This window comes from Rhizobium sp. 25PS6 (assembly GCF_032464655.1).
Classification (GTDB): Bacteria; Pseudomonadota; Alphaproteobacteria; order Rhizobiales; family Rhizobiaceae; genus Rhizobium; species Rhizobium laguerreae.
This window is the reverse complement of record NZ_JAWDIV010000009.1, coordinates 251,334-264,031: the sequence shown is the minus strand read 5'-3', so window position 1 is coordinate 264,031 and position 12,698 is coordinate 251,334. Positions and strand designations below refer to the sequence as shown.

General features: G+C 61.3%; 12 protein-coding genes. 3 read left to right on the top strand and 9 right to left on the bottom strand.

The window, feature by feature from the left end; all coding sequences use genetic code 11:
• Positions 1 to 454: 454 nt before the first annotated feature.
• Genes nuoH through RWK44_RS15480 form a run of 3 tightly spaced genes read left to right on the top strand, consistent with a single transcriptional unit; the run spans position 455 to position 2,518 of the window.
• Complete coding sequence (gene nuoH, locus RWK44_RS15490) at positions 455 to 1,456, top strand: NADH-quinone oxidoreductase subunit NuoH (RefSeq protein ID WP_020052263.1); 1,002 nt, start codon at positions 455 to 457, stop codon at positions 1,454 to 1,456.
• Between the two features lie 10 nt (positions 1,457 to 1,466).
• Positions 1,467 to 2,033, top strand: coding sequence for an NADH-quinone oxidoreductase subunit I (locus RWK44_RS15485; RefSeq protein WP_131665455.1), 567 nt, complete (start codon positions 1,467 to 1,469; stop codon positions 2,031 to 2,033).
• A 44-nt stretch (positions 2,034 to 2,077) separates the two neighbouring features.
• A complete protein-coding gene (locus RWK44_RS15480; RefSeq protein ID WP_077977066.1) occupies positions 2,078 to 2,518 on the top strand; it encodes a CBS domain-containing protein in 441 nt (146 codons plus the stop codon).
• A gap of 75 nt (positions 2,519 to 2,593) precedes the next feature.
• Here the strand turns inward: RWK44_RS15480 and nuoG are convergent, their stop codons facing one another.
• The 9 genes from nuoG to RWK44_RS15435 form a co-directional block, all read right to left on the bottom strand.
• Positions 2,594 to 5,173 (bottom strand): NADH-quinone oxidoreductase subunit NuoG, encoded by a 2,580-nt coding sequence (gene nuoG / locus RWK44_RS15475; RefSeq protein WP_168285215.1) that lies wholly within the window; start codon positions 5,171 to 5,173, stop codon positions 2,594 to 2,596.
• Positions 5,174 to 5,203: 30 nt separating this feature from the next.
• A complete protein-coding gene (nuoF, locus tag RWK44_RS15470) occupies positions 5,204 to 6,466 on the bottom strand; it encodes an NADH-quinone oxidoreductase subunit NuoF (RefSeq protein ID WP_131665453.1) in 1,263 nt (420 codons plus the stop codon).
• A gap of 4 nt (positions 6,467 to 6,470) precedes the next feature.
• A complete protein-coding gene (gene nuoE, locus RWK44_RS15465; protein ID WP_072637295.1) occupies positions 6,471 to 6,980 on the bottom strand; it encodes an NADH-quinone oxidoreductase subunit NuoE in 510 nt (169 codons plus the stop codon).
• Between the two features lie 16 nt (positions 6,981 to 6,996).
• Positions 6,997 to 8,211, bottom strand: coding sequence for an NADH dehydrogenase (quinone) subunit D (gene nuoD, locus RWK44_RS15460; RefSeq protein ID WP_077977069.1), 1,215 nt, complete (start codon positions 8,209 to 8,211; stop codon positions 6,997 to 6,999).
• 29 nt (positions 8,212 to 8,240) lie between these two features.
• Positions 8,241 to 8,777: an NADH-quinone oxidoreductase subunit C gene (locus RWK44_RS15455; protein WP_017961918.1), complete on the bottom strand. Its 537-nt coding sequence runs from the start codon at positions 8,775 to 8,777 to the stop codon at positions 8,241 to 8,243.
• Complete coding sequence (locus tag RWK44_RS15450; protein WP_017961917.1) at positions 8,774 to 9,277, bottom strand: NuoB/complex I 20 kDa subunit family protein; 504 nt, start codon at positions 9,275 to 9,277, stop codon at positions 8,774 to 8,776. Before RWK44_RS15450 ends, RWK44_RS15455 begins: the two co-directional genes overlap by 4 nt.
• Complete coding sequence (locus tag RWK44_RS15445) at positions 9,265 to 9,630, bottom strand: NADH-quinone oxidoreductase subunit A (protein WP_077977070.1); 366 nt, start codon at positions 9,628 to 9,630, stop codon at positions 9,265 to 9,267. Before RWK44_RS15445 ends, RWK44_RS15450 begins: the two co-directional genes overlap by 13 nt.
• A 134-nt stretch (positions 9,631 to 9,764) precedes the next feature.
• Positions 9,765 to 11,222: an NADH-quinone oxidoreductase subunit N gene (locus RWK44_RS15440; RefSeq protein ID WP_316029051.1), complete on the bottom strand. Its 1,458-nt coding sequence runs from the start codon at positions 11,220 to 11,222 to the stop codon at positions 9,765 to 9,767.
• Entirely contained in the window at positions 11,219 to 12,694 is a 1,476-nt protein-coding gene (locus tag RWK44_RS15435) for an NADH-quinone oxidoreductase subunit M (RefSeq protein ID WP_077977072.1), read from the bottom strand. The genes RWK44_RS15440 and RWK44_RS15435 overlap by 4 nt, the downstream gene beginning before the upstream one ends.
• Positions 12,695 to 12,698: the final 4 nt, after the last annotated feature.

The window sequence follows — 12,698 nt, the reverse complement described above, 5'->3', positions numbered from 1 at the left end:
ATCAGGCTCATAACCTGAAGGCCGCAGGTTCAAATCCTGCCCCCGCAACCAGATACACACTTGAATATTTTGCCATTCAAGTCGCTTAACAGAAAGCTCCTCCGCGTAAGCGTCGAGGAGCTTTTTGCGTTTCTGCTGGGTGTCCAGCTCCCCGGACGCCAGCTGGCCTGCCACGGAACTTTCATCCGGCAGCGATGAGAGCCTCGGCAGCTTTTGATACGCAAATGGCGCGGTGCAACCGGCGGAAACGCGAAGCTTTCATCTTGCACGGCGAGCCACTCGTCTCAAAACGTCCTGAGCCCGGACACATCATAGCCAGCGACGACATAACCGGCATTGTATGCGGTGCGTCGCCGTTGTACCATCTAGTCTGACAAGTGCGCGCAGTGCTCATTGTATAGCCGGAGCCAAAGTCCGGTCGTGCGCTTCAACCCGATGAATAAGTAGCCGGATCATGGAACTTATCGTCGCCCTTGGCCTGATCGTCTTGAAGGTCGCCTTCCTGATTGCGATCCTGCTGTTGCTACCCTTGCCGCTAACCTGGCTGGAACGCAAGATCGCCGGGCACATGCAGCAGCGGATGGGGCCGATGCGCGTGGGATGGCACGGGCTGTTGCAGCCGGTGGCGGACGGAATCAAGCTCCTGACCAAAGAGGATCACATCCCGGCCGAGGCCGACCGGTTCCTGTTCAAACTGGCGCCAATCCTGGCGCTCGCCCCGCCCTTTGTGGTGTTCGTCGCGATCCCCTTCGGCGAAACTGTCTCGGTCCTCGGCCACGAGATCACGCTCTACGTCTCCAACATGAATGTGGCGCTCCTATTTGTTTTCTCGGTGATCGGGATTGAGGTTTATGGCGTGATCTTCGGCGGCTGGGCCTCCAACAGCAAATACGCTGTTCTGGGCAGCCTCAGGACCTGCGCGCAGATGATCAGCTACGAGATCCCGATGGGGTTCGCGGTCATCGGCGTGGTCATGCTGGCGCAATCCATGAGCCTGCTCGAGATCGTGCGGGCGCAGGCCGATGTCTGGAACATCGTCTACCAGCCGGTCGGATTCTTCGTGTTCTTCGTCGCCGGGCTCGCCGAAGCACAGCGCATACCCTTCGACCTGGCGGAGGCGGAGGGTGATCTGGGGGCCGGGTTCCATACCGAATACAGCGGTATCCGCTTTGCCTTCTTCATGGTCAGCGAATATGCCATCGTATTGCTTGTGTCGGTCCTGGTGGTGATCCTGTTCTTCGGCGGTTGGAACGGAGTTCTAATTCCCTTGCCACCGCTCCTGTGGTTTGTGCTCAAGATCGCGTTCTTCGTCTACGTGTTTATCTGGTTCCGCTTCACTTTCCCCCGCTACCGCTACGACCAACTGATGGCGATCGGATGGAAAGTCTTGCTTCCTCTTTCAATGGCGAACATAATTATAACCGGTGTACTTTTAGGAGTCGTAGCGGCTCCGTAGCGAGGCGGCGATGTCGCGCGCGCAGGACAGAGTTGGAACATGGATTGGTTGGGCGTTCTTTGCCGATCTGGCGAGCGCCTTGGCTCTGACCTTCGGCTACATGTTCTCCAGATCCGTGACCATGCAGTATCCGGACAAGGAAAAGTGGCTGCCCTACTCCCGCTATCGCGGGCATCACTTCCTGACGCGTGATGAAGAGGGCGAGATCAAGTGCGTGGCCTGCGAACTCTGCGCGCGGATCTGTCCCTGCGACTGTATCGAAGTCGTCCCCTACGAGGACGAGAAGGGCAAGCGGCACCCGGCCAAATTCGAGATCGACACGGCCCGCTGCCTGTTCTGCGGGCTGTGCGAGGACGCCTGCCCGGCGGACGCGATCGCGCTTGGCCAACAATACGAATTCTCGAGTTTTTCCTCAACTGACCTGGTGATCGGGCGCGATGATCTGCTCGCCAAGCCGGGTAAGGCGGCAACCGGCGGCGGCGTGGTTGCCGCGCGCCTGAATACGAAGAAGGACGTACTTGTCCAGACGAAAGAGACGCAGGGCTACAACTGGTGGCGGAATATCCGGCGAACATGAAAGCGCGCCAGCTGTCAAACCGAAGCGCTCGGAAGGAGGCTTAGATGTTTGTCGGTGAAATCATGAAAAACAAGGGTGTCGGTGTCATCGCAGTTGCTCCCGATCAAACGATGGTGGAGGTACTGCGGCTGTTTCGAGACAACAATATCGGCTTCGTCGTCGTCAGCCGATCGAACGGCAAATACCTCGGTACGCTGTCTGAGCGGGACTGCTGCAATGCGGTGGCGGAATACGGGGCCGAGGCGGCGGCAAAGCGGGCCGCGGACATCATGAACCGCAATGTGGCGACGTGTTCGACACAGGATTTGCTGCCCGTCGCGATGGGGATCATGACCCAGCGGCGTACGCGCCATGTGCTGGTCACGGATGGAGGCGACGTTGTCGGCGTGGTCAGCATCGGCGACGTGGTTAAACACAGGCTCGACGAAGCGCAGCGTACAGAGCAGGATCTGCAGGATTACATATGCGGGACCAGGTATCACTGACGTCGCCAACTCGATGTGAAGACGCCGGGGTGGGCAGCTTGCCGCGGAGCCTTGCGGTGCCCCGACCCCAAATCTTCAGACCCCACGCCAGATCCGGCCTGGGCGGTCGACCTCAAGAGTGGCATGCGCCTTCTGGACTTCCACCGCGCATGGATATTCGCCCCGCCGCAGCAGGCTGTTGAGACGCAAGGCTCTATAGTTTTCCGGAACGAAGACGAGGCCCTTGGGAAACCGCCTGTCGACCTTGAGCTGCGCCGTCAGTTCGCCCTGGCCGGAACGCACGATTACCTGATCGCCATCCGAAAGGCCAAGCTCCGCGGTATCTTGCGCGCTCATCGCGACATAGGGATCGTTGGCGACCGTGTTCAGGATGTCCGACCGTTCGGAAAGATATCCGTTGTGGAACAGGCAGTCGCCGGTGATCAGCATGAGCCGGTCGGCTGCTGTTGGAACGGGCGGCGGCGCAAGGAACACGCCAGCCGGCAATGTTGGCACCGCCTTGGTGAATGCGCCGTCGGCGCCAAGCCCGTCCTGCGTCAGCCCCTGATAGGCCGGAACCAGCCGGGCAATCTCGTCGAAAATTTCGGCTTGCGTCGATGGCCGCAGCGCCTGGTTGCGTAGCGCCGCGACGAAGTCGACAATCGCCAGATTGCCTCGCGCCTCGAAAACGGGCTCACGGAATTTGCGAACATTCTGGATCCGGCCCTCGTTATTGGTGAACGTTCCAGATTCCTCGCCGTAGCCCGCCGCGGGCAAGACGACCTCGGCCATGCCCGCCGTATCCGTGAGGAACGCGTCCTGCACGATCAGGAGATCGGCGGCGCGAAGCGCCCGCGTCACAAAGTCCCGGTCGGGATAGGCAACCAGGGGGTCGGTTCCGATGATGTAGAGCGCGCCCATCCGCCCACCGACGCAGAGCTCCAGCATGGCGTCGAGATCCGCGCCGGGTTCAGACGGGATTTCGGCGCCCCAGTTTCGTGCAAGAGTTGCGCGCGCCGCATCATCAGCGACCGCCCGCAGCCCCGGCAGAGCCGCCGGCAGGACCCCCATGTCCCAGGCGCCCATCTGGTTGGCACGGTCGAAGAGAAACTGCATCGCCGGGCCCTTGCCTAGCAGGCGGAGAACGTGCAGCAGGTTGTTGAGCTGCTGCAGCGTCGCACGCGCTTCGGGTGATCTCAGGAGGTCGACGCTGACAAGCACGGTGACGCTGCGGCCTTCCTTGAGCGCGGCGGCCAGGCGATCCGGCCCGTCACTGTCGGCGCCCGTCGCCGGCCTGCCGATTACCGCGTCGATGTCCGCAAAAGCGCCGCCCGGCAAGGCCTGACCAGCTGCCGCTACGAGACCGGCGACCACCGCCGCAAGGCTCGCCGCTTCTCCGCCCGGAGGCACACGGACCACCACCCTGGCATCGGCGTCCAGACGCGATGGCCGCGCCGATAGCATGAGCAATCCGGTCTGCCGCCGCCGCGCGCCGTCCCGCAGCAGGTATTCGGTGACCGGGTTCTCCTCGGTTATATTGCCTCCGACGACGAGCACGCAGTCGTTGCCGATTACGTCGTCCAGCGGCGTGCGGCTGTAGAAAGTTCCCAATAGCGGGCCGAGAGTATCGAAGGGTGCGGCCCAGCGTGACGAACAATCAATGTTGTTGGTCCGGAATCTTGTTCGCATCAGCTTCTGGAACTGATAAAGCACCTCGTTGGGCAGGCGAGGCGAGGCCAGCCCGCCGGCATCCTTGCTCTCGACGGCCAACAGTCGCCGGCGCAGATAGTCCCCCGCTTCGTCCCAGGAAACCGGAACCAGGGCGCCATCGTGACGGATCATTGGCTGCTTGATCCGGTCCCGGCTTGCAACGAAATCGAGGCCGAAGCGTCCTCGCACGCAGAGCGTTTCGTGGTTGACACCTTCGTCCCACTTCGAGCGCACCCGCATGAACTCGCCCTTGCGCGTGCCCACCGTCAGCTGGCAACCGGTGCCACAATGCGGGCAGACCGTGTCGGTCTCTACGAGATCCCAGGGGCGCGCCTTGTAGCGATAGGGGAAGCTCATCAGCGCGCCGACCGGGCAGACCTCGACGCAATTGCCGCACTGGTCGCAACTTGCCAGACTGCCCTCGAAGCCGGTGACGGCGGTATCCATGCCTTTTTCGACGGTGCCCAGCGCCACCGCGCCGACGACCTCCTCACACATCCGGACGCAGCGCTGGCACTGGATGCAGCGGTTGACGTTCATGATGATGACCGGGCTCAGACGAATGTCCTCGGAGTGGAACACACGTTTGTCATCGCGGAATTGGCTTTCGCGGGGCCCGTAGGCCATTACCATGTCCTGAAGCTCGCATTCGCCGCCCTTGTCGCAGATCGGGCAGTCGAGGGGGTGGTTGGCGAGCAGCATGTCGAGCATGGAAGAGCGCGTTTCCTCGATCTGAGGCGTGTTCGTCCGCACCACCATGCCGTCGGTGACCGTGGTGGCGCAGGACGGCTGCAACCGCCGCAGCCCCTCGATCTCGACCAGACACATGCGGCAGGAGGCCAGCGCCGGCAGGCGCTTCATATAGCAGAAGGTCGGGATATCGATACTCAAATGCTGGGCAGCCTGCAGCACCGTCGAACCGGGCTCGACTTCCAGTATTTGCCCATCGATCGTAACGCTAACCATACTTCCTCGCAATCTGTGCCACGCAATCCTTCAGTGAAACGGGCACCTTCGTTCCTCGACATGGGCGACGAACTCTTCGCGGAAATGCTTAAGGGCTGCCCGCAATCCCATCGCGGCGCCATCACCCAAAGCACAAAACGTATTGCCGAAAATGCCTTTGCAGAGCATGTCCAACTGCTCCAGATCGCCGGGTGCGCCATCCCCGCCTTCAACCCGGCGCAGGACCTTCACGACCCAGTTCAATCCTTCCCGGCAGGGCGTGCACTTGCCGCAGGACTCATGGTGGAAGAACTCGATGATCCTGGTGGCGACCTTGACCATGCAGGTGCTATCGTCGATCACGATAACGCCAGCCGAACCGAGCATCGAGCCGGCGGCAGCCAGCGAATCGAAATCCATACCCACGTCCAGCCCATGCTCCGGGATGACCGGTGCCGATACACCGCCGGGGATCACCGCTTTGATCTTGCGCCCCGGTGGAGGGCCGCCGGCGTGATCGACCAGTTCGCGCAGCGGTATGCCCATCGGCAACTCGTAGAGGCCGGGTTTGCGCACCTGCCCGCTGACGCAGTAGAGCTTCGGGCCGGGGCTCTTATCCGGGCCGATGTCCCGAAACCAGTCCGGCCCCCGCACAACGATATGCGGCACGCAAGCGAGCGTCTCGACATTGTTGATGACTGTGGGGCTGGCGTAGAGCCCGGCCACGGCCGGAAAGGGCGGCTTCAATCGCGGCTGCGCCCGCTTGCCCTCGAGGGACTCGAGCATCGCGGTCTCCTCGCCACAGATATAGGCGCCGGCGCCGCAGTGGATGTGGACGGTGAAATTGAAATCCGAGCCTAGAATGCGCGATCCTAGATAACCCTTCGCGTGAGCCTCGGCGATCGCCTCCTCAAGGTGACGGATCGCCGTCACATATTCTCCGCGGATATAAACATAGGCGATTTCGGCCCCGATCGCGTAAGCGCTTACCGCCAGTCCCTCGATGAGCTGGTGCGGATCGCGCTCCATGAGGATCCGGTCCTTGAATGTGCCCGGCTCGCCCTCATCGGCGTTGCAGCAGAGATATTTCGGCTTGCCCGACTGCTTCGGCACGAAACTCCATTTCATGCCCGTCAGGAATCCGGCGCCGCCTCGACCGCGCAGATTGGACCGTTTGACAAGCTCGACGACCTCGTCAGGCGTGTATTCGCGCAGCACCTTGGCCAGCGCCTGGTAGCCTCCGCCGGCTTCGTAGGTTGACAGCAAATGACTGTCCGGCACGTCGATGTTCTTGAGAAGAACCGGCTCGAACATGGCGCTACTCTCCGGGCGGTGTGGCGGCGAGATCGACACCTGTCGCTTGCCCCGCCTCAGTCCGCAACCTGTCAAGAAGCGCGTCGATACTCGCGACATCAAGGGCGCCGTGGTAATCGTCGCCGACCTGCATCACCGGAGCCATCTCGCAGGCACCGAGGCACTCGACGGAGGAAAGCGTGAACAGCCCGTCCGGCGTGGTGTCGCCCTTGCTGATCGCCAGCGCCGTTTCCAGATGCTTCAGCAGGTCCTCGGCTCCGCACAGCATGCAGGAAACATTGTCGCAGAGTTGCAGGTGGAACATGCCCACCGGCTCGGTATGGAAGAGCGTATAAAAGGTCGCCAGCTCGTAGACCCAGATCCGTTCGACTCCGAGAGTGTCGGCGACTTCTTCCAGCACCTGACCAGGCAGATGGCCATGCTCCCTCTGCGCGATCAGAAGCGCGGGCATGATCGCAGAGCGCTGGTCGGGATACCGCGCCGCTGCCTCTTTTATCTTTTCGCGCATGGTCATTGCATTCAAATCCCTGCTACTTGTCCACCTCCGCCATCACCGGGTCGAGACTGCCGAGCACGGCGATCATGTCGGCCAGATAGCGGGCGTTGGTCACCCCGAACAGTCCCTGAAGGTTGACGAACGAGGGTGCCCGCACCTTCATGCGGAATGGTTTTGGCGACCCGTCGCTGATGATGTAGAAGCCGAGCTCGCCCTTTGGCGCCTCGATCGCCGAATAGACCTCGCCCTTCGGCACCTTGAAGCCATAGGCCGACAGGTCGAAATGCTGGATCAGTGCTTCCATCGAGCAATGCACCTTCTCCTTGTCCACCGGGAAGGCGATTGTTGGCATGTCGATCTGGAACGGCCCTTCGGGCATCTGGTCGAGGCATTGCTCGATGATCCGGATGCTCTCGCGCATCTCCTCGACGCGGCATTGCCAGCGTGCATAGCAGTCGCCCTCGTCGCGGGTGATGACATTGAAGTCGAGCCGGTCGTAAATCTCATAGGGCTCGTCGCGGCGGATGTCCCAGTCGACGCCCGAGGCGCGCAGGTTCGGGCCGCTCAGTCCGAGATCGATGGCGTCCTCGGCGGAGATTACGCCGATCCCCTGCGTGCGCTTCAGGAATACCCGGTTGTTTTCGAGCAACCGCTCATAGTCGCGGATCCGGTTCGGGAAGATGTCGCAGAACTCCCTGATCTTGGGAAGGAAACCGTCAGGCAGATCCTCGCGCACTCCGCCGACCCTGCAGAAGGACGTGTGCATGCGCGCACCGCTGATCATTTCCAGGAGATCCATGATCATTTCACGCTCCCGCATGGCGTAAAGCAAGGCGGTCATGGCGCCGAGGTCCATCGGCAGCGCGCCGGTGATCAAGACATGGCCGGAGATCCGCGCCAGCTCGGCCATCATCACGCGGATATATTGTGCGCGAATCGGTGCTTCTATGCCGAGGAGTTTCTCCACCGCCAGCGCGAAGGCGAGGTTGTTCGACGGTGGACAGAGGTAGTCGAGCCGGTCGGTGAGCGGAAAAATCTGGGTGTAGGTGAAGCTCTCCGCCAGTTTTTCAGTGCCGCGATGGAGGTAGCCGATGTGTGGATCCACGCGCTTGACGTACTCACCGTCCAATTCGAGGACGAGCCGAAGAACCCCATGCGTGCTGGGGTGCTGGGGGCCGAGATTGAGAAGCACCTCCTTGGTGTCGAACGCTTCGCCTTGCGGGCTGATCAGTTCGGTGACTTCGGTCATTTTAAGTTTCCGGCGTGGAGCGGCCTCCCTTATGGAATGTTCTTGGTGGCGAGGTCGGGCTGCGTCGGCGGCGTGCCTTCGGCGCCAAACGGGTTCAGCTTGTCCTTGTAACCACGGAGCGGAAAATCCTTGCGCTGCGGGAAGCCCTCGAACCCTTCCCACATGTAGATCCGGCGCAAATCGGGGTGGCCCTCGAACCTGATCCCGTACATGTCCCAGGCTTCGCGCTCATGCCAATTGGCGGTTCGCCAGACCCCCGTCACCGACGGGACCCGCGGCGGATCGGCGAGGCGGCATTTGATGCGAACGCGCCATTTGTTCGGTAGCGAATAGAGGTGGTACACCGTCTCGTAGCGTGGCATCTCAGGATAATGATCGACCCCGCAGATGTCCGACAGGAAGTTGAACCGCAACGCCGGGTGTTCCTTCAGAAACCGGCAAAGCTCGACGATCATGTCAGGCGGAGCGGCGAAGGCATGTACACCATGCGCGAAGCCAAGATCGTCGATTGCCTCGCCGAAACGCTCCGTGATCGTAGTGCGGATGAGGGGCGTCTCCACACTCATGACGCTGCAACCCGATCCAGAGGAGTCCCGGCCAGTGCTCGGGATTTTTTGATCTTCTCCTGAAGTAGCAGGAATCCATGCATCAGCGCCTCGGGCCGCGGCGGGCAGCCGGGCACATGCACGTCCACCGGCACGAAGGTCTCCGCTCCCTGCACCACCGCGTAGGTGTTGTAGACCCCGCCCGAGATAGCGCAGGTGCCCATGGCGATGACCCAGCGGGGCTCCGGCATCTGGTCATACAGGCGGCGCACCACGGGCGCGAACTTCCGCGTTACTGTGCCGGCGATGATCATCACATCGGACTGGCGGGGCGATGGCCGGAACACCACGCCGAACCGGTCGAGATCATAGCGGGCGCACCCCGCCGAGATCATCTCGATGGCGCAGCAGGCAATTCCGAAAGTTTCGGGCCACAGCGCCGAGCTTCGGCTCCAGTTGATAACGCTCTCGGCCGTGGTGAACAGCACGCTGTCGCGGATCGCGTTGTTTACGCCTCCCATTCGAGTGCTCCCTTCAGCCAGGCGTAGGCGAAGCCCACAAGAAGCAGCAATATGAAGACGAACATCTCGACAAAGCCGACCAGCCCGATGTCTTTCAGGACGACGGCCCAGGGAAAGAGGAACATCGTCTCGACATCGAAGACGACCAGCAGGATCGCAAGGATAAAAAACGGCACTCTGAAGCGCCCCGCGGCGGCCTCACCCGCGGCGTCCATGCCGCACTCATAGGGCATGTTCTTTTCGGGATAGGGATTGGACGGACGCAGCAGCGAGGAGACAAGAAGCGTCGCCCCCGTCACCAGAACGACTCCGACGATCATAAAAAGAACCGGCAAGAATTCCATCGCAGCCATATCGCACTGCACCGGTTACCCACTGAGAGCTTTCCTCAGGCCGCGACCGTCCTGTTCAGGACCGTAATGCGGTCGCCCCGGGAAGCAACTTGGGCAATCCTTTCTTGAGCTTTGAGTTTATTCCGTCGGACAGATCATTGCAAATTCAATCGGTCAGCCGCCAACACGGAATGCTGGGCAAGTCTTAAAAACCATGCGGGAAACAGGCCGATGCCGATGGTGCCGGCAGCAGTGAAGGCGAGCGTCGCGCGCACCAAGGGCGTCAGCGCCGGGTCGAACGTCCTTTCCGGCTCGCGCATGTAGATCACCATGACGATGCGGATATAAAAGTAGGCGGCAACAGCACTCAGCAGCACTGCGATCACCGCCAGGATGACGAACCCTCGCTCGACGAGCGCCACCAGCACGTAGAACTTGGCGAAGAACCCGGCCGTTGGCGGAATGCCGGCCAGCGAGAACAGATAGAGCAGCATCAGAAGTGCCAGCCCCGGATGCAACTTGGCGAGACCCGCATAGTCTTCGATAACCTCGCCGGAAAAATCGCCGTTCCGCATCACGATGACGATGCCGAAAATGCCGAGATTCATGAGCGAGTAGATCAGCAGATAGATCATCACGCTGGCGATCCCGTCCGCCCCGCCGGCCACCACGCCGAAAAGAGCGAACCCGGCATGGGCGATGCTGGAATAGGCCAGCAGGCGCTTGAAATTATCCTGCACCAGTGCAACGAAACTCCCGAGCGCCATCGTCACCACAGCAATGACCGCGACGATGATCCAAACGTTGGAGGTTGCGACCAGAGGGTTGAGGAACACCCGCAGGATCACCGCGAACCCCGCCGCCTTAGGCCCCACGGACATGAAGGCGGTAATCGTCGTCGGCGCGCCTTCATAGACGTCCGGCACCCACATGTGGAACGGCGCCGCACCGACCTTGAAGACCAGCCCCGCGACGATGAAGACCACCGCCAGCAGCAAGCCGGGGTCGCGCGGAGCGCCGGTCACGGCCGCAGCCATACCGTCCAATTGCGTCGTGCCGGTGAGCCCGTAGACCAGCGAAACGCCGTAGAGGAAAATTCCGGTCGAGACCGCACCAAGGATTACGTATTTCAGCGCCGCTTCGTTCGATCGCCGCTCACGCCGCAGAAATCCGGTCAGCACGTAGGTGCAAAGCACCATCAACTCGAGGCCCACGTAGATCGAGAGGAGATCGGTCGCCGAGGCCATGATCATCATTCCCGAAAGGGCGAAAAGCAGCAGGACATAGTATTCGCTGCTCCCGATCCCTTCGATTTCGGCATATTTCCGCGAAAGCAGGAATGTCAGAATGGTGGCTATGTAGAACACGAACTTGAAGAAGACCGCGAAGCGGTCGGCGATGAACATGCCAGTATAGGCCGGCCGCACTTCTCCCGCCAGCATCAGTGTCGCCAAGGCGGCAATCAGCACGACCGTGACGGAAGCCCAGACAAGGAAATACTTCTGCCCCTTGCGCAAAAACTGTCCCAGGATCAGCAGGATGCAGGCTCCAGTAATCACCACGATCTCGGGCAGGCTTGCGAGGGCCGACTGGAAAAGTGCGGCGACGATCATTGGCCGCTCCCCTTGGCATGCACCTGCACCAGCAGATGTTCCACCGAAGCGTCCATGATATTGAGAAAGGGCTTCGGATAGAGCCCGACCCACAGCACGAAGACGGCCAGCGGCAGGGTCGCTGCCAGCTCGCGGGCGTTCACGTCGCGTATCTTGAACCGGACGCTGACGCTGGCCGGACCAAGCGCGACTTTCCTATACATGCCAAGCAGATAGGCCGCGCCAAGCAACGCGCCCACAACGGCGGCCGCGCCGATGGCCAGGTTGGCCGCAAACCCGCCCGACAGGACCAGCAACTCGCCGACGAACGAATTCGTTCCCGGCAGCGCCATCGACGACAGAGTAAACAGCGCAAGAAACGCGGTATAGACGGGTGCTGCCTTCATCAGCCCGCCATAATCAGCGATGCTGCGGGTATGGGTCCGCTCGTAAATCAAGCCGACGAACAGGAACAACGCGCCCGTCGTCACGCCATGATTGAACATTTGCAGGATACCTCCTTGGAGCCCGCGGAGGTTCAGCGCAAATATCCCCATGGTCACGAAGCCCATGTGGCTGACGCTGGAATAGGCCACCAGTTTCTTCAGATCGTCCTGTGCCAGCGCGAGCAACCCGCCATAGACGATCGCAAGCGCTGAAAGCGAAAGCATCGGTGTCGAATAATATACCGACGCCTCTGGCAGCATCGGCAGCGAGAACCGCAGGAACCCATAGGCGCCCATCTTCAGGAGTACGCCCGCGAGGATGATGCTGCCCGCGGTCGGCGCTTGTACATGGGCGTCCGGCAGCCAGGTATGGACCGGGACCATCGGCACCTTGACCGCGAAGGCGATCAGGAAGGCGAAGAACAGCCAGGATTGGACCCGGAATGGCAAATCCTGTGCAGTGAGGGCGAGGATGTCGAAGGTCTCGCCGCCGTTGAAATAGAGCACGATGACACCGACCAGGAACAGGACACTGCCCGCCAGAGTGTAGAGGAAGAACTTGAACGCCGCATAGATCCGGCCGTCGCCGCCCCAGACGCCGATGATCAGGTACATCGGGATCAGCATCGCTTCCCAGAAAACGTAGAACAGGAACAGGTCGAGCGCGCAGAACACCCCCAGCATCAGCGCCTGCATGGAGAGCAGACTGACCATGAACGCCTTCACCTTGCGGTCGATCGCAACCCACGAGGCGAGCACACAGATCGAACCCAGCAACGCGGTCAGGAACACGAAGAGCGCGCTTATCCCGTCGATACCAAGCGCATAAGTGATCCCGAGCGCGGGCACCCAAGAGCGCTTCTCTGTGAACTGCATCTCGTGGGTCGTGGTGTCGAATCCGGCCAGCATGGCGATGCAGAGGGCGAGGTCGAGGATTGTGACACCCAGCGCTGTCCAGCGCACCGCATCGTCGCCGCGGAGAAACATCAGAACCGCTGCCCCGGCGACGGGCGTGAAAATTATGAAGCTCAGAAGCGGCAATCCCATCGCG